The organism is Segatella copri DSM 18205 (assembly GCF_025151535.1).
GTDB lineage: Bacteria > Bacteroidota > Bacteroidia > Bacteroidales > Bacteroidaceae > Prevotella > Prevotella copri.
Genome location: NZ_CP102288.1, coordinates 236,025 through 254,555, shown reverse-complemented (window position 1 = coordinate 254,555; position 18,531 = coordinate 236,025). Strand labels below are relative to the sequence as shown.

General features: G+C 44.2%; 9 protein-coding genes. 1 reads left to right on the top strand and 8 read right to left on the bottom strand.

What is annotated here, in order from left to right; genetic code table 11:
• Positions 1 to 29 precede the first annotated feature (29 nt).
• The 4 genes from NQ544_RS01020 to NQ544_RS01005 form a co-directional block, all read right to left on the bottom strand.
• Positions 30 to 1,817 carry a SusD/RagB family nutrient-binding outer membrane lipoprotein gene (locus NQ544_RS01020; protein ID WP_006847804.1) on the bottom strand — a complete coding sequence of 596 codons (1,788 nt, stop codon included), beginning with the start codon at positions 1,815 to 1,817 and terminating at the stop codon, positions 30 to 32.
• A 24-nt stretch (positions 1,818 to 1,841) separates the two neighbouring features.
• Positions 1,842 to 5,018: a SusC/RagA family TonB-linked outer membrane protein gene (locus NQ544_RS01015; RefSeq protein WP_040553143.1), complete on the bottom strand. Its 3,177-nt coding sequence runs from the start codon at positions 5,016 to 5,018 to the stop codon at positions 1,842 to 1,844.
• Positions 5,019 to 5,046: 28 nt separating this feature from the next.
• Positions 5,047 to 6,267 carry a glycoside hydrolase family 5 protein gene (locus NQ544_RS01010; protein WP_040553145.1) on the bottom strand — a complete coding sequence of 407 codons (1,221 nt, stop codon included), beginning with the start codon at positions 6,265 to 6,267 and terminating at the stop codon, positions 5,047 to 5,049.
• 179 nt (positions 6,268 to 6,446) lie between these two features.
• Complete coding sequence (locus tag NQ544_RS01005; RefSeq protein ID WP_006847808.1) at positions 6,447 to 10,580, bottom strand: hybrid sensor histidine kinase/response regulator transcription factor; 4,134 nt, start codon at positions 10,578 to 10,580, stop codon at positions 6,447 to 6,449.
• A gap of 124 nt (positions 10,581 to 10,704) precedes the next feature.
• On the opposite strand from NQ544_RS01005, the gene NQ544_RS01000 reads away from it, so the two are divergent.
• On the top strand, positions 10,705 to 11,991 hold the full coding sequence (locus NQ544_RS01000; protein WP_006847809.1) for a M18 family aminopeptidase: 1,287 nt from the start codon (positions 10,705 to 10,707) through the stop codon (positions 11,989 to 11,991).
• Positions 11,992 to 12,047: 56 nt separating this feature from the next.
• Here the strand turns inward: NQ544_RS01000 and susR are convergent, their stop codons facing one another.
• The 4 genes from susR to NQ544_RS00980 form a co-directional block, all read right to left on the bottom strand.
• Complete coding sequence (gene susR / locus NQ544_RS00995; RefSeq protein ID WP_040553147.1) at positions 12,048 to 13,721, bottom strand: SusR family glycan utilization regulator; 1,674 nt, start codon at positions 13,719 to 13,721, stop codon at positions 12,048 to 12,050.
• A gap of 279 nt (positions 13,722 to 14,000) precedes the next feature.
• Positions 14,001 to 15,356, bottom strand: coding sequence for a DUF5121 domain-containing protein (locus NQ544_RS00990; RefSeq protein ID WP_006847812.1), 1,356 nt, complete (start codon positions 15,354 to 15,356; stop codon positions 14,001 to 14,003).
• A 42-nt stretch (positions 15,357 to 15,398) separates the two neighbouring features.
• Complete coding sequence (locus NQ544_RS00985) at positions 15,399 to 16,946, bottom strand: endo-1,6-beta-glucanase (RefSeq protein ID WP_006847813.1); 1,548 nt, start codon at positions 16,944 to 16,946, stop codon at positions 15,399 to 15,401.
• 58 nt (positions 16,947 to 17,004) lie between these two features.
• Positions 17,005 to 18,531 carry a RagB/SusD family nutrient uptake outer membrane protein gene (locus NQ544_RS00980; protein WP_006847814.1) on the bottom strand — a complete coding sequence of 509 codons (1,527 nt, stop codon included), beginning with the start codon at positions 18,529 to 18,531 and terminating at the stop codon, positions 17,005 to 17,007.

The window sequence follows — 18,531 nt, the reverse complement described above, 5'->3', positions numbered from 1 at the left end:
ATTATTAATTCTTAATTATTAATTCTTAATTACTTAATGTAGCCCTTGCCGTAAGGAGGATTGAAGTCGCCCTGTACGTTGACATCCGACTTATCCCACCACAACTTCTTGTGCCAGTCATCAGTACCACCCATGCGCTCGATGGCAGCCTTATAGTTCACACTGTTGTACTGACCTTCCAACTCAGGATAGCGCAAGCGAGTAGGCATTGACATATTAGGGTCGTCATATACGAAACCATCACCAGGGAATGTCGCCAAACGACTGCGATCCAACAAGGCAGGATAGTCGGAGCGACGCATGTTCGCCCAAGCCTCAGATGGGTTCATCATGTGGAGAATCCAAGCCTGTGTGTTGATGGTTTGCTTTGGATTTTCGCCCAACTGATTGTTGGCGATAAACGCATTGATTTCATCCTCAGAAATCTTATTGGATGTAAGATAATAATTGTTGAGCATCTCCATGGAAGCACGCACACCAGCCTCGTAATGGCTCTCGGCATCACCGCTTACGTTCCATCCCTTGGTCTTAGCCTCAGCCAAAAGGAAATCCACCTCGGCAGAAGTGATGAGGATACCAGGGCATGAAGGCATCTCGAAATCGATGTTCAAGCAAGGACGCATCAAGCGGGCACGATAGTCGGAGTTGTCATAACTGTTGGCATCCTGCTCAGCAAGTTTTGCCAAGGTAGGGAACTCAGCAGCATCAGCTACATTCATCCAGTTCTCATACCACGCCGAACCTGTATTACATGGTTCCTCACCGATATTGTTGCGCTGGAAATAAGCCAACACCTCATCGGTAAGGTCGATGTTCTGCTCCTTGTCAGGCTTCACCTGGCTACGCTTGATATTGTAGTAGTGACGACAGATGCGATAGAGACGAGGGTCGCCTGTATTCTGCAACTGATAGAACAATGTCGAGCTGACGAAAGTTGGCGACGATGGATCCTGACCATAGAGAATCTCGCCCAAGGCATTGGTACGGAAGTCGTAGTCGTTGGCACCATCATAATAGGTATAAGGTGAATCAGCATACTTGATATAAGCATCGTCAGCAGCTGATGCAATATAGCCATCGGCATGGTTCATCGCCTTCTCAAACTCTTCCTGGCCCTTGCTTGGATTTACATCAGAGATACGCATCGCATAACGCATACGCAGAGAGTTGGCATATTTTTTCCATTTAGCCACATCACCACCCATGCTGGTAACATCGCCAGAGATATGGTCGGTACCAGTACCCAACTGTTGCTCGCAAGCATCCAACTCGGTGAAGAACCAACCATACAAGTCCTCTACGGTATCATACTTAGGATTGGAAATACCTGAGATGTAACCCAAACCTGCCTCTGAAGCAGGAATGTCACCATAAGTATCTGCCAATACAGAAAGTAGATAGACACGATGGATGCGGAGGGCAGCATTCAGGTTAGCCTTGTCCTCAGATTTGTGGATGGCATCTACGAGATTCTTGATAGCCACCTCATAATAACGGTCCCAGATACGGCGGGCAATATCATCCTCATGATGTACGGCACCTGCGTAATTGGTCACATTCCAACCACCAGCAAAATGCTGAGTGAAACCAGTGATATAGTTACGATAGGTATCCATCAAACTAAAGTCACCATAAGTCTGCAACAAAGATGTTGTCAACTGCGCATTAGGGTCCAGCTGGTTCACCTTGGTCTTATCGGTGTTGGTGCGCTCCATCATATCGTCTGAGCAAGAAGTCATCACACCGCCAGTAGCCATCAACAGCATAGCCATGGCGAAACCGCCTTTGCCTATATATTTCTTGATTATATTGTTCATTTTTTCTTGTCTTTTAAAATAAAGTTAGAACTTCACATTCACGTTGATACCATAGCTCTTGCGAGATGGCAAAGAACCATACTCCAAACCGAGTCCAGAAGTATTATAACTTGAGTCTGGGTCGATGTTAGGAATGTTCTTCCAAACAATGAATGGGTTACGTGCCACGAAGGAAACATTCAAGCCCTTGACCCACTTGCCCAACAAACTCTCAGGGAAAGTATAACCGAAGGTAATCTCACGACACTTCACGTAAGAGTTGTCATATACAAAGGCACTCTGCACATTGTTGGCAATAGCCTTCCAATAAGTCTCTGGGTTGACTGCGATATCGTTTGGACGATAAGTTCCATCACCATTGTCGATGACACCTGGAGCCACAAAGCCCTTGGCATTGCCAGCAGCACGCCACTGCTCATCTGTCATACCAGCAGCCTCACGAGCTTCCTCAGAAGCATACCACTCATCACGACCAGCCAAGGTCTGCTTTGCCTTACCAGTCTTATAAGCAGAGTTCATAGACATAGAATAGATGTCGGCACCCACCTTCACATCGAAGGATGCAGAGAGTCGGAAGTTCTTGTAAGAGAATGTGGTATAGAAACCACCTGTCCAATCCCAAGAAGAGTTACCGATGGTCTTCACTGTTTGGTCAACCTCTGGCAAACCGCTTGTTGGATTGATAATCACCTGTCCATCAGCAGTGCGCTTGAAGTCCTTACCACGGATAGCACCATAATTCTCTCCTACCTCGGCACCTACAGATACGCCGCACCAGGTAGCTTTAGCCAACTCGAAATAGTCCATGCCATCTACAAGCGACTTCACCTTGTTGGTATTCTTGGAGAAGTTGACACCCATGTCCCAACCGAAGTCCTTGATCTGGAGCAGACGACCATTGAGGGCAATCTCGATACCCTTATTCTGAATCTCACCGGCATTTACCAAGCGGTAAGAGTAGCCAGAAGTAGTGGTAGAGGCAAGGCTCAAGATCTGGTCCTTGGAGTTCTGATTATAATAGGTGGCATCCAAGCCCAAGCGACCATTGAAGAACTTCATCTCCAAACCCAACTCATAAGAGCCTGTCATGGTTGGCTTCAAGTCCTTGTTTGGCTGGGTAGCATTGCTAATCATACCGATGGTATAGCCAGCATAGCTGTACTTGCCTGTGGAGTAGTTGAGTGCAAGCTGATAAGGGTCGGTATCGCTACCTACCTTAGCCCAAGATGCACGTACCTTACCATAGTTGATAATCTTCTTGTTCTTGATGAACTCAGAGAATACCAAGCTACCTGATACAGATGGGTAAACGTATGTATTATTGCTGGTAGGGAGCGTAGATGACTTATCGCCACGGATGGTTCCCTCCAGATAGTAAGTATGCTTGTAGCCGATGCTTGCGCTGGCATAGAGAGAGCTAATCTGCTTCTTGTACATGCTCTCACGAGTGTTCTGCTCCTGATAGTTCATGATGTTCTTGATGCCATTCATCTGCTGGTTGAGACCGGTGTTGGTGATGGTCTTGTTGTTCACCTTGAAGATGTTACCACCAGCTGTGGCATTGACATCGAAGTCGCCCCATGAATTGTTGTAGAGGGCGAGGAGCTCCGCATTCAGTGTGCGGTTATTGAAGATTTGGTCGGTAAGCTTTCCTGCAGGTGTACCAGGAGTGGTCTTGGCGATGAAGTCCTCGAAGTTCATATTGGTGATGTCGGTACCGATGGTACCCTGCAACTTCAAGTGCTTGTCGATGTTCCAGATAGCTTTACCTGTCAAGCGGAACACATCCTTCTTAGATGTATTGCTGTTCTTATAGAGATCCCAATATGGGTTCTTGTTATACTGGTCGTTACCATTCCAGTTCTGGTAGTTGCCATCGGCATCCTCATAGTTCTTGAGCCATACCTGGTTGTATGTACCAGCCAAAGTCATGAGGTTCTTACCTACATTGCTCTGAGAATCACCCAAGGCAGGACGGTTCTTTACATCCTCACGGGTATAGTTGGCAGTGAAGTCGAAATCCACAGGACCAGCTGATGTGTTGACACGCAGGTTGAAGTTGTCACGACTCATGTTGGTGTTAGGCAGAATGTCCTTGTTGCGCATATCTGTGAAAGAGAAACGCATACCAGTCTTACCAGAGTTAACAGAGAGGATGGCTGAGTTCTGAGCGGTCAAACCAGTGCGGAAGAAATCAGAGGCATTATTAGGATACATCATGAAAGCATGCTCCTGACCATCAAAATACTTATAAACAAAGTCATCCGCCTTAGGTCCCCAACTGGAGTTGGTTCCAGAAGTACTAGAAGTAGGCAACTTGCCACCATATCCCATACCATACACTTCCTGGATGTCGTTCCACTTAGCCAACTGGGTATCGATGGTGAAAGAGCCATTATATTCTACAGCCACCTTATCCTTCTCCGCCTTCTTGGTCGTAATCAAGATAACACCGTGGGAAGCACGGCTACCATAGAGGGCAGAGGCAGCAGGACCTTTCAATACGGTCATCGTCTCGATGTCGTCAGGATTGATGGCAGAGATACCATCACCGAGGTCATAACCACCAGCTTCACCAGCACTGCCAAAGTTGGTATTATCCAAAGGCACACCATCCACCACGTAGAGAGGCTGGTTATTGCCTGACATTTCTGTATTACCACGAAGAAGCACGCGGGTAGAACCAGAAGCACCGCCAGCGGTGTTCTGCACAACGAGACCAGCCACCTTACCTGAAAGAGAGTTGATGACGTTGGTTTCCTTCGCCTTGGTAAGTTCCTCACCTTTAACCTCCTCCAAGCCATAGCCCAAAGCCTTGCGGTCGCGCTTGATACCAAGGGCGGTAACAACGACCTCATTCAAGGCCTTACCATCCTCTTGCATCGTGATTTTCATGCCATTAGCAGCTTTCACGGTCATCGTCTTGTAACCGATGTAGCTCACTTCGAGCGTTACTCCAGGCTTGCAGTTCAACGTAAAGTTACCATCTATATCGGTAACGGCACCGTTGGTTGTACCAGCCACCTTCACGCTAGCGCCAATCAAGGTTTCGCCAGTGGCATCCACCACTGTACCCTTGATGCCTTGGTTCTGCTGAACGCTCATCGCTGCACTGTTCATCTGGGCAGCGAGAATGGCAGAAGCAGGCATCCACATCAAACCTGCACCAAGCAGGCCGAGAAACATAGTTTTCTTTCTCATAATTGATATTTTTGTTTTTAGTTTAACATTATTCTTTCCCAAAGATTCCTTCGAGAATCCAAGGAGCATTCACCTTCATACTCTTGAAACGGTCGAAGATGCCATACTTCTCAGAGCCGTTGCCGAAGTGGTTGTTGTCCCAAACGAAAGTAGAGAAGCCTCGTTTGCGAGCCTCCGTAGTCAAGAACTTACAGTAGTAGGTCATGTTTTCATGCACTTTCTCTGAGTTTGACTTATAGTGATCGGTTACTCCCCACTCTCCTATTACGATACCCAGTCCTTTGTTGCTCCAGGTATTCACCGCCTTGTCGAAGAAATCCGTCATCGTCTTCTCGTTGTCTGCAGGTATCTTGCCAGCATCCTTGTAGGCATCACCCCAGTAATCGTAGGTGCAATCGCCGGCGTAGCTCCATGGCTGATAGTAGTGGAATTCCACACTCATATAGTTGTTGCCATTGCCTTCGGCATCCTTCGGAATGATGAAATCTCCATTCTCTATGCCAAACCATGGGTTGCAAACGTAAGTCTGTAAGATGAGGTGGCGCTTGGCATTGTTGCCGCCTGTGGCACGAACCACATCCACGAATATCTGATTGTAAGCATTCTGCACTTCGAGGTTCTCGGCAGTAGGTTTGCCCCAGTTGTCCCTGATGTGAACCTCATTGGTACCGGCGAAAGCCAAGCGACTGTCATAATTGGCAAACTCAGAGGCGATATTCATCCAGAGGAGCGCAAGCTTCTGGCAGTTTTCTTCCTTATATTGATAGGTAGGACGACTTTCGAGCCATTTTTCATGATGCACATTGATGATAACCTTCAAACCGTTGTCAAGGCACCAGCCCACCACCTCCTTGATGCGAGCAATCCAAGCCTTGTCGATGCTCATCGCCTGAGCGTTGGTAATGTGGCACTGCCAACGGATTGGAATACGGATGGCATTGAAACCTGCCTTCTTCACGGCTTGTATCATCTTCTTGGTAACAACGGGATTGCCCCAGGCTGTCTCTGCATGGATAGAACCATCAGGGTTGCCAATCTGCATCGACTCACCATCCTGGCCAGGAGCTGAGCACTCGAATTCATTGCCAAGATTCCACCCCACAACATCTTTATTCCATTGCTGGGCAGTAGGCATGGATTCGCCTACACCATCAGAACTGCTGGATGAGTGCAACGTACTTGCTTCGCATGAAAAACATGTGAAGACGCCTATTAAAAAGAGGCTAATTTTCAAAAAGTTCCTTTTCATTTTTATGTTTATATTGTTATTGTTTCGTTTTTTAATTAACTGTTTAACTTACGTAACAGAATCTGGTTGCAAAGATAAAGAAAAGGAACTTTCAGAGGGTTAGATAACAAACAAAAAAAGGTTTCAATTCAGACATATCGTCTAAACAGAAACCTTTTCTTTGAATTTAAAACTCTAATTTACAGATACTTACTTGGAGAAACCCCAAAGTGCTTTTTAAATACAGTACTAAAGTACTTCACATTTACAAAACCGGCTTTCACAGATACATCCAGCACACTATCCCCCTGTTTCAGGAAGATTGCAGCCTGCTCCAGACGTATCAAACGCATAAAATCCTGCGGACTTTTGCCCGTAAGAGTCTTCAGCCTACCATAGAAAAGCGTTCTGCTCATCGCCATCTCTCTACAGAGTCGGTCGATATTAAAGTCTGTGTCGCTCAGATGAGCCAACACCAAACGGGTAGCTTTATCTACAAAAGCCTGGTCTTGCGGATCCAGAACAGCTTCTGCCACTTTTTCGAATGTCTGGCCTTGCTTATTCAAGACTGTATCATCCTTTTTCTCTTCAGAAGCTCCAGTAGGTTCCAAGTGTTCATAGGAAGAATCAGAACCCACAATCTGCTCGGAAGAAGCAGACTCAGAAGCAACCTCTCCTTTAACAAGAGCAAGGCTTCTGTCCATATAATACTGACTCAACCGGCGACGATTCTTCAAAATACTGGCAACCTTACTCGCAAGAATAGCAGTATCGAATGGCTTGGCTATATAGTCATCAGCACCAAGTCCGAGTCCCTCTATCATAAAGTCACGACCAGCCTTAGCAGTCAGCAGGATAACAGGCAGCCATGATGTTTCCTTATTTTCCTTGATGCTGCGACAAAACTCGTCTCCGTGCATTCCCGGCATCATGACATCAGAAACAACGATATCACATACCCCGCCCTCTTTCAGATATTTCAAGGCAGCCTCTGCACTCTCCACATCAACTACTTGATAAGAATCACCAAAAGTCATTCTGATATATTTGCGAAGATCTTCATTGTCATCGACAAAAAGAAGTGTATCCGTTGAAACATCAGCATCCTGCTGAACCGCAGAAGACACAGTCTGGCAAGTTTCATCATGCTTATCTTCTGCTAAAGAAGATTCAGTTGCAACATTTTTCTTTTCTCCCACAAGCCGGACAGAAGAATCTGTTACATGACCTAATGGCATCTTCACACAGAAAGTAGTACCCTTTCCTTCCTCACTTACGAAACTAAGCTTTCCTCCTAATTTCTCTACAAGCTTTCGTGTAAGCATCAGTCCTAATCCACTTCCCATTTCCTGAGAATTTATCGCATTAGAAGCCCTGAAGAAGGTCTTGAAGATACTCTTAATTTCGGCCTTTGGAATACCTATACCTGTATCACATACATGAATCATAGCCATCTTACCTTCAACAGAAGCCGACAACGAAACCTTTCCACCTTGAGGTGTATATTTGATAGCATTCGAGAGAAGATTTTCCAATATCAGATCCATCATTTTGACATCAGAATGAATCTGTTGCTGCGGACACGTTTCAATACACAGTTGAATATGCTTCTCCTGAGCTGCCAATACAAACTTTTCCAACTGCACACGTAAAAGCATCGGCAATTCTATATCTTGCAGGCGAACCTGTTCGGCAGACTGCTCTATCTTTTGGAAGTCAAGCAATTCTGTAACCATCTTCAATAGTTTGTTGCCGTTGCGATGCGCCACATCCAAGAATCCACGACTTTTCTCACTCAAGCTGGAATCATTAGCCAGATTATCAAGAGGAGCCAACACGAGACTCAAAGGAGTACGTATGTTATGGGCAGTATTAACGAAGAAATTGATTTTCTCATCATAATACTTTCGCTGTAAGCGCTCTTTGTAATACTGCCAGACAAAATATAAAATGGCAGCAAAAATACAGAGATAGATAATCCATGCCCACCAGGTATTCCACCAAGGTTGGGCTATATGAATCTCCAAAGTTGTTTCTCCCAATTCTCTACCATTACTTCTGCAGATAGCCTTTACATGAAGCACATAGCTGCCCGAAGGCAAATTTACAAATCGTGCCAACTGATTAGAAGATGGTTTACTCCAATTACGGTCGTATCCTTCCAAATAATATTGATATTGAATATCATACTGATATTGATAATTGATACTCTCGAAAGAAACAACCAGCGTATTCTCATTATGGCTAAGTTTCAATTTGCCTTCCTTCAACATTTCAAAGAGACATTCATTCCAGTAATCGGAACGTTCGACACCTTCAACCTCAACACTATGAATACGAAGTGGAGCGGCATAATTCAAACCTTTGGCAAACATAGGAGTCAAAGCGACAACTCCATCGTTGCTGCCAAAAAGCACCCTGCCATCTGAAGTACACGCAACAGACATTCGGTTATACTCACGTTCCATTCCCTTAAAGATGTTGAGGTTTACTATCTTCCCCTGTTTCATGAACGCCAATCCTTTATCCGTACTTATCCATAGATTGCCATTAATACCTTTTATAAGTCCATAAACAGTATTAGAAGGCAAAGCGTCCTGATTCGTATAGCGCTTAAACTTCTTTGTCAAGAAATCATAATCATAGAGTCCTCCTCCATCCGTTCCAATCCAGATATGACGGGAATCCTGAAAAGCCATACTGTTGACAAACAAATTAATGTCTTTTTCGGGATACTGTTCAGGATAAAAGAAACGACGAGGATGCAAAGGTTCACGCTTATCAATCAAATAGCCTCCATGCGAAGTTCCTACAGCAATAAAACGCTTATCCAGTGATTCCGTGATGCATTGCACTTCGTTGACAGGCAGATAGAATACCGACTTTCCCGTTCCATTCAAATTATATTTATCTGAAGGGAAACAAGCCATATCTCCATCCAAACATCCCACCCAAATATTACCATCGCTATCAGTTAAAAGACTGAATACGTAATCACTCTTCAACATTCCTGTTTCTACAGAATAAGCAGGCATACTAGTGCCATCAGCATGAACCTGATATACGCCATTACCATAGGTACCAACCAGAATTCTGCCGTCTACAGTCTGACAAATCGTAAGCGCCACCTTATTATATAATCCATGATGCCAAAGACGAGTCTGCGCATCATAGACACTTACTCCTTTATCTGTGGCATACCATATTTTCCCATCACGGCTTTGGAAAACATCGTTCACACAATTATCTATCAGTGATTGATTGTTGAGATATTCATGTGTGATATATTCCAATGTATGTTTCATCGGTATTGCCAAATCTACTCCTCCCGAGTAAGAGCCTGTCCATAAATCGCCAAAACGATCGCAGCACAAGGTATATAATCCATTACCATTCAGCATGTTACCCGGACGTCCATCTGTATCAAGCAAGAGCTTGGTTTGTTTATTCGAACTGTCATAAGCATATATTCCAGCTCCATCTACAGCCATCAGAAGAGTCTGCTTATCATATAAAATGATTGAACGTACGGGAATTTTAGGAATGTTTTGCAAAGATTGGAAATCAGCAGATTTTATCAGCTTCCAAGTACGATCATCCACTACTTTAACTCCTTCGTGAAAAGTACCCAGCCAGATACGATGTCCCACAATATCATGATAAGAGGATACTACAGAACTGCCACTAATCTTCTTTTCTAACTTCCGGGCAGACATCGAATAGCAATAAACATCTTTAAATGTTCCTATCAAGAGTTTCTGACCTATAAATTGGATATGATTAATATAGGTATTTTTCAATACAAACCTACCCTTAGCTGTCTCCCGAACTATCTCCTTTCCATCAGTAGCTGCTGATAAGCAATAAATGCCTCTATCCATAGCTAACCAGAAATTGCCCTTTTCGTCTACCAACAGTTCGTTCAACACGATACTTCCACCTAAAATATTCTGAAGATTACATTTCAAGACAAATGCATCTTTCCTCTTATCATATATATACACCTTTCCCTTGTTGTCGTAGGCGTAAATCAGATGTTGCGCATCCTTAGTCAGTTTAATACTTCTACCACAAGCATCACTATACGGCATCTCTGTGTATAAAGTATAATTGGTTACTTGTTGCCCATTATATCGGTCAACTCCACGCTTAGTACTTATCCACATGGCACCATCCTCTGCCTCGACAATAGAATAAACTCGAGGACTGGAAAGACCATTGTCAGCATTGAGATTGGAAAGCATGAACATATTTCTGGAAATATGCGCATATGCCTGAAGAACCGATGCCAACAGCAGCAATATAATGAGAGTGCAGGATTTATATCGTTTCATAATTCTTTCATTGATATTATTTGGGGACAAAGATAATACAAAAAAATGAAAAACAAATAGAATAATGAGATAAAATGAAAAAAAACTATTATCTTTGCAAGATATTAATATAAAGATATAGACTATGATCAAAAGATTATTATCCTTTCTAGACGCATCGCCAGTGAATTTCCTGGCAGTAAAGAATATCTCCGAGGAATTGGAGAAGAACGGGTTCCGCCGTATGAACCCACAGGAGCCTTTGGGCAAGATTGAAGCGGGTGAAAAGTACTTTGTTACCAAGAACGACTCTTCCATCTACGCCTTCCAAATTGGAAAGAAGCCTTTGGCAGATGCCGGTTTCCACATGATCTGCGCCCACTGCGACTCGCCTACCTTCCGCATCAAGCCAAATGCTGAGATGCTTTGCGAGGGCGGTATCGTAAAACTGAATACCGAGGTTTATGGTGGTCCTATCATGTCAACCTGGTTCGACCGTCCGCTCACCCTGGCAGGTAGAGTTATCGTGAAGGGCGAGAATGCGATGAATCCCCAGACGCTCCTTCTTCATGTGAAGCGCCCATTGCTGCAGATCAGCAATCTCGCTATCCACTTCAACCGTCAGGTGAATGATGGTGTGAAGTTGAGCAAGCAGAAGGATGTGCTCCCTATCCTCGGCATCATCAATGATGAACTGGAGAAGGGTAACCTCCTGATGAATGTGATAACCGACGAACTGAATATCCAGAAAGAGGATGTTCTTGATTTCGATCTCTATCTGGCTGATGCCACTCCAGCCTGCACCTTCGGTGTACACGATGAGTTTATCTCTTCAGGCAGACTCGACGACCTGTCTATGTGCTGGGCTGGTGTAGAGGCGATGATTGCATCTGAAGCCAATGATACCACCCAGGTTCTCGCCATCTTCGATAATGAAGAGACGGGGTCTCAGACCAAACAGGGAGCCGGAAGTCCATTCCTTTCATATATGCTCCAGCGCATCGCCCTGGCACAGAGCCATACAGAAGAGGCTTATTATCAGGCAGTAGAGCGTGCCTTCATGATTTCAGCAGATAATGCGCATGCCTGGCATCCTAACTATAGCGAAAAATTCGACCCTACGAATCATCCGATGCTGGGCGGTGGTCCGGTCATCAAGTTCAATGCAGCCCAGAAGTATGCGAGCGATGCTGTATCAGCAGCCATCTTCGCCAACATCTGCGATGCAGCCGGTGTACCATGCCAGCGTTTCGTAAACCATAGCGATGTAGCTGGTGGCAGCACATTGGGCAACATCCTCGCCTCTTCCATCCCATTGAAGGGTGTTGATATGGGCAATGCTATCCTCGCTATGCACAGTTGCCGCGAAACCGGTAGCGTTATCGACCACGAATACTGCGTGAAGGCTTTCACCAAGTTCTATCAGTTGTAATAAAAAACAAAGAGGGTGTGTCTGTATTTATGACACACCCTCTTTGATTTTATATATTAACCTTTTCCTTTTATCGTTCCTAATTCTTTCACATTCTTCTCAAATTCATTTCTTTCACCAATAGCTCCATTACGCAGTTTTGCCCGATAATTATATATCGTATTAACTGCATAATGTAGGAATTCTGCTATCTTCGTACTGTCATCAATACCCAGTCTTATCAAGGCGAATACCCTCACCATTGCCGGTAACTTTGTTGCATCGGTAAGATGGATTTGTGCCTCCGGCTTCAGAAGGCTATTGAGGTCTTCCACGAAATCAGGGAACAGATGCAGGAAGACCTTATCGAAATTTGCATAGAGTTCTCCCAACTCGTGTTCCTTCAGTTCACTGCTTCTCGTCATTGAATAAAGTTCCTGATATTCACGGTTCTTTACCATTTTATTGACATGGAGACGCAACTTATCCAGTTTATCTATATAATGAGAACATGCTCCCAGGAACTGACCTATATATTCTTCCTTCACACCATTTGACTCATTCAGTTTATCATTCGAAGTCTTCAACATTTCGTTGGTAGCAGAAAGTTTCTTATTCAGTTCCTCCAATTGTTCATTCGTTTTCTTCAGTTCATTTCTCGCTATGGTAACATATTTCTTCTGTTTATTGACATAGAAAGCCAGAACACCTAAAGAAAGAACCAGAAGGCTGACACAGATGATGGCAAAGACAAGACGCTGGTTTGCCTTTTTGAGCTGTGCCTGATAATTATGATCGATGGTACCAAGAACTGGCGAAATCTGCCAACTGCGAATACGCGTACTAAAACTCTTATTGGCATTCCAGGAGAAGTTGATGTATTTATAGGAACGCTCAACATCTCCCTCCTGACTCAGAATATCGGCGAGCATCCAGAGCGAAGCCTGATCATTGATAGCACACTTCACATCACAAATGGCAGATTTTAGCAACCAATATTTCTTCATTTCTTCGTTTTTCAGAGAACGGTAAATCAGATAGCGATAGTAGGCTACGATACCGTATTCATGACTCCCCTCCTTACATAAATTCAACCGTTCATCATTCACCTTCAATGCTTCATCCCATTTATTCTGACTGGTAAGCATCACCTCTTTACGCATGAGATAATCTTCGCTATGATGTGGAAGGATAGCAAACAAAGTATCCCGATATGCATTCTGACGACTAAAGAAATTCTGACTTAAATCAGTATCTACATGTATATTAGAAAAGCCCAACTCACCATAGACATGGTAATAGGCGATGAAATAATCTTTCCGGTTCGATTCATCCAATGTCTTTTTATCTATATGATTGAGTACCTCCAAAGCCTCAGCAAAAGCTCCGGCTGTAGAATACTGTAAAGCTAACTGACTTTTCAATCCAGCAACTTCAGCCGGCAGTCCTTCCTTCTGAGCCAATACAATGGCTTTCTGAATATAAGCCACAGCAGAATCGCTCTGGTAGGACTTATATTCAGAATAAATCTTGCGATAAGTATTGATGAGCAACTTCGGATTGTTCTCCTGATGAATCAATTCCTTCAACTGAGCGATGCTACTTTCTTTCAGTTTGGTATAGTGCTGGGATTGCTCTATAGCCCGATCAAGTTGGGCATACAGTTCACTGATGCTTTCCTTTTGAGCAAAGCATGATGTAAGTGTAGCGAAACACCAGATATACAATATAGATAATAATCTTTCTATCATTAGCTGATAATATTTTGTTGTATAAGTATCATTAAATCCAGCCCTTACTGCTGTATAGGACATTCAAATGACAAAGGTATAGTTTTTTTTGAATATATCCAAATTTTCGGGCATTTTTTTGATATTCTTTCTTTTTAAATGTATCAAGCTTCCCCATACCTTTACAACTCTACTTAAAAAGGCTGCCCCAACTATTTTGGAGCAGCCTAAAACAAAACTTTATACCTAAATTATTAAACTAAAACCTAAAAAGCTTATGAATAATTATAAACCTACATATTATTTCTTTTCTACTTTGAGAACTGCCTTGTCTACACCGGCAGTCAAGTCAACTGTAAGAACGTATGTCTCGCCATCCTTCAGTTCTACTCCATCTTTCAGATAAACATTGCCGTTGTCGTGACCGTTACCGTCACCGATGCCGAATACCTCGCTCTCGGTTGAGATGAGATGGCTGTTATCCTTACCCTTGAACTCAATACCCCAGTTAGCCTGACCGAAGAACTTGAAGTTTACGTCAGTAGCTCTGAGCTGCTTACCAACGGTGAGTGTAACCTGATATACCTTATCCTTGATTGGAGTGAGGCAGACGTCAGAGTCAACACCTGTCCACCAGCCATGATTTACAGCGTCCCAGGTTGGCTTGTTGACACCTTCATTACCGATGATCCAGAGTGCACCAGTACCATCGCTATTCAGTGACATAGGCTCACTTCCATTCATTGTCCAAATACGGAATGACTTATGGGTGAAGTCTGCCAGAACGGTATATCTGCCGGTAATAGCCTTGAAAGTATAGCTTCCATCCGCTTCTTTCTGGAACCAGTCGCTGTCATAATACCAGTCATCTGGCAGATTATTGCCGTTGATAGTAAGGTTACAGGTAGCACCTTGCTTGATATCACCCACCCAAGTCTTGCCTGCATCAGAATCGGCAAAATCGAGGATAGTAACCGGCAATACATCGGTAGGACCAGCCGTATAGTTCTTGGCATCGAAAGTGACAACTACATCGTTCATATTCTCAGAAGTGAAGTTGAAGTTGCCTGTTTCTCCCAAACTGATATCCTTACCTGTGCTGGAACCGAAGACAAACTTTCCATCCTTCGTTGCAAAATATCCCTTGAAGGTCTTCTGACTGCTAGGAAGAACAGCCTGATAAACAAAGTCGCTTTTCTCTGTCATGTCATATTTAACACCATCAGCACTCACAAACTGCAGATTGTTGAAGTGAGGGCGCTTGATATCAAACGACAAGGTCTCTGTATTCGATTTGGTTGATACATTCTGCAGAGTAAGTTGAATATCTACCTTTCCATCAGGAACATTCTGTGCATAAGGCACTTTCAGTTTGACTGTATATTCACCAGCCTCCTTGGTACGGATGGTAGTTTCATCTACACTCTGCCCACTAAACAGGAGGTTTGCTTTCAAGGTAGAGAGAGCCACGCCTCCCTCATCCTTGCAGTTTACTTTCACCTCCACTTCATCGCCCATCCATACAGCTGCAGCAGGAGCCGTATAGCTCATCACAGGATTACCGGCAGGAGTAGGCGCACTGTAATCATCATCGCCGCAAGATGCCATCAGTGGCAGGGCGAGCAACGCCATGATATAATATCTGATATGTTTCATAATGATCGTATCTTTAATGAATCATTTACTATAGTTTATGGATTACTTATTCCACTTGCAAGAAATCACACCATTAGCAGGAACATTGCAGGTAAAATTATGAGTTCCATCACTGAGGTTGATTGACTTAGCCTCATCTCCCTCGTTGATAATGACAGCAGCATAACTACCATCAGGATTAACAAACTCAGCATGTGTAATATTGCTGTCATTAACGGTGCGGGACGTATTACCAATGCGAACCGCACCAGGAGCAACGACACTAGACATGTGGTTGATGATGTAATAATGAGAATTGTAGCTCAACTGGTTGTAGCCATTCTGATTGATATCAATAGCACCATAGCAGGTCTGGCATCCACCATCCAGGTTAGGTCCCATCTTATTGTCAAGCATCAGATTCCATACAAGCACAGCCTTGCAATTCTGGTTTACCGTAGCGAGCGCCACATTCTTCATATCCGCCATCAGTCGTTTACTCAAGTCACGTCCGTTATTCCAGGTTCCGATACTGGTTTCCGAGAATATCAGTTCCTTGTCAGGACGCTGATTGTGGATATCAGTCAACTCGCTGTTATTGCCGCCATAATCATGATAAGCAGCACCTACAACCAGCTCTGAACCCTCAAAGTTATCACCGATAGCATTGTAGAGTTTCACAGGATAATCTTCCTGATCAGCAATCTTGTCATAGTTGTAGTTGTGATCGAAGACATAAATCTTGGTCTGCAGATTATTCTTTTTAAACTGCGCTGCCAATTCCTTTACGAAAGGAGCCTCTTCCTGCCAAGGCATATAGAGAGATGCACAGTTTGCCTTGTTCAATGGTTCATTCTGAGGACTAACAGCATAGATATTGATACCTTTTTCCTTCATCACATTAATAAACTTCACAAAGTACTTGGCATAAACCTCGCGATAATCAGGATTGAGATGACCATCTGTCCATGAATCCTTAGGGTTCTTGGTGTTGAGGTCTGTCACCTTCATCCATTTCGGACAAGTCCAAGGAGCAGCGATAATCTTCAGATTAGGATTGATGGCAAGAATCTCCTTCAACACAGGAATCACATAATCGTTCTCATCGCTATAGAGCGCGAAGTTGCTGATAGGATCAGCCTCGCTGCCCTTCGTGTCGCAATAGGTATACTCTGTACTTGAAAAGTCGTTGCATCCCAAAGAGATACGGGCATAACTTACGCCATAACCCTCTGTGGTAGAGTAAATGCGCTTCAAAAGAGCCAGACGCGCCTCTGGGTTCATCTGCATCAGATTATAGCAGGATGAATAAGTGATGGCATAACCGAATCCATCAATCGTCTGATACTTCTTATTTAAATCGAGTTCGATGGTGGTTGGTGCCATAGATACTCCATTATACAACTTTACCTCACCCTGTGCCAATGAATAGACTCCATCGGCTGTGGTAATGAAAGTTTTGGCTGTTCCTTGTGCCGGTACTGGATTTGGTGCCTCACTAGGAGTATCAAAGTCTACAGGATCTGAGAATGAGTTACTGCTGCTGCAAGCTGTCACAGAGAAAGCTGTTGCGCAGACCAGCATCATCAGTTTACTGCTATAGTATTTCATATTCGTTTCTTCTATTATTTGTTAATAACGGTTTGAGTTGAAAGCTATCCAGGTTAGCTTAGTAACCTGGATTCTGCTCTAGATTGGTATTCTGGTCAAGAGCGGTCTGTGGAATTGGCAACAGGTATGAGTTGCCGTCAAACTGTCTTACCTGTCTGATGCGTCCGCTGTCACGGTTGTCTATTCCGTTGAGATATTGCTCCACCTTGTTGTTGCGGCAGAGGTCGAACCAGCGTTCTCCCTCAAAGGCAAGTTCCAGACGGCGCTCATGGAGAACAGCCTCTATCATAGATTCCTTGCTGCCAGTCTTGTCGGATGTCAGTTCCTTCAGTTTGGCACGCTTGCGAATCTGGTTCACGAGTTTCGCACTCTCGGCAAGATTGCCCTTATAGGCTTCTGCCTCAGCCTTCATCAGGATAATATCAGCTAAGCGAACCCAGTAAATATTATTGTATGAAGAGCGTAACTTATACATGAACGGATAGTTGGAAGCCGGATAATAGTTGCTCCAGGTACAGGCATAATATACGATAGCCTGATTCTTACGAACCTCATCACCTTCCTTGTCAAAGTCATTGATGATGTCTCGTGAAGGAGTAATCCACTTTGCCCAGGTAAAGTAATAATCCCAGTTGTCTAACTGACGGCCGTACATCCAGGTTTCCCAGTTTCCGCTACCGGTTGTCCAATGCACCTCCAGAATACCTTCTTTGGTATTGCGTTTCATGCAGTCTTTCGCAGTCTCATCATAGCCCCAAAGAGTTTCATAACTGTCTTCCAGCTCTACACCGGTTGTCTTCATCACCTTGTCGGCATAAGCGATTACCTTGTCATAATCCTGCACTTCCTTTTCGGCATAAACCTTGGCAAGCATAGCCTGAGCTACGGTCTTGGTCATCTTGGTGCGGTCGGAATTGTCATTATCCGGTGCATACTGCTCAGCATCCGTCAAGTCGGCAATAATCTGCTCATAACATTCCTTCGGCGTCTTGCGAGGTGGATAATAGGTAGGATATACCTCATTGATATTCTCGGATGTAATGGTCTTGGCGATAGTCGTGATGACAGGGAAAGAACCCCACAGACGAGCCATTCGGAACATCATCAGGGCACGGAAGATTTCGCCCTGTGCCTTATAGGAATGATATTCTGCTTCTGATATCTGACCATTCTCCTTCAATTGCTCAACACCATTGATCAGCACATTTGCCTGGGCGATATCATCCAGATAGCGGTTCCAGTCACGGCTCAATACCGAGTTGCTGGCATCGATAGAGTTGGTTTCATAAGGTACCACCTCTGCACCGGTAGTTCCGGCATAAGCATTGTCGCTATGTGAATCGCCTATCAGAAGATAGTCGAGATGGGTATGCTCCTGACGGTTGCGGAACAACTCATAGAGCGATTTGAGCTGTGCATCAGCAGCAGCCTTGTCCTTCAATACGGCTGTTGAGGTCTCAGTCTGACCGCCCTGTGTTATTTCTGATGGCTCTGATAATGGCTCATAGTCGAGAGAGCAACTTGCCAAAGAGAACATTGCGATGCCACCGAGCGCCAATGTCTTGATTGTATGATATGTTTTCAT

What these genes read in the sequence shown, in the direction of transcription:
- NQ544_RS01020 (WP_006847804.1), bottom strand. Translation starts at nt 1,817, where the DNA reads ATGAACAATATAATCAAGAAATATATAGGCAAAGGCGGTTTCGCCATG.
- NQ544_RS01015 (WP_040553143.1), bottom strand. Translation starts at nt 5,018, where the DNA reads ATGAGAAAGAAAACTATGTTTCTCGGCCTGCTTGGTGCAGGTTTGATG.
- NQ544_RS01010 (WP_040553145.1), bottom strand. Translation starts at nt 6,267, where the DNA reads ATGAAAAGGAACTTTTTGAAAATTAGCCTCTTTTTAATAGGCGTCTTC.
- NQ544_RS01005 (WP_006847808.1), bottom strand. Translation starts at nt 10,580, where the DNA reads ATGAAACGATATAAATCCTGCACTCTCATTATATTGCTGCTGTTGGCA.
- NQ544_RS01000 (WP_006847809.1), top strand. Translation starts at nt 10,705, where the DNA reads ATGATCAAAAGATTATTATCCTTTCTAGACGCATCGCCAGTGAATTTC.
- susR (WP_040553147.1), bottom strand. Translation starts at nt 13,721, where the DNA reads ATGATAGAAAGATTATTATCTATATTGTATATCTGGTGTTTCGCTACA.
- NQ544_RS00990 (WP_006847812.1), bottom strand. Translation starts at nt 15,356, where the DNA reads ATGAAACATATCAGATATTATATCATGGCGTTGCTCGCCCTGCCACTG.
- NQ544_RS00985 (WP_006847813.1), bottom strand. Translation starts at nt 16,946, where the DNA reads ATGAAATACTATAGCAGTAAACTGATGATGCTGGTCTGCGCAACAGCT.
- NQ544_RS00980 (WP_006847814.1), bottom strand. Translation starts at nt 18,531, where the DNA reads ATGAAAACATATCATACAATCAAGACATTGGCGCTCGGTGGCATCGCA.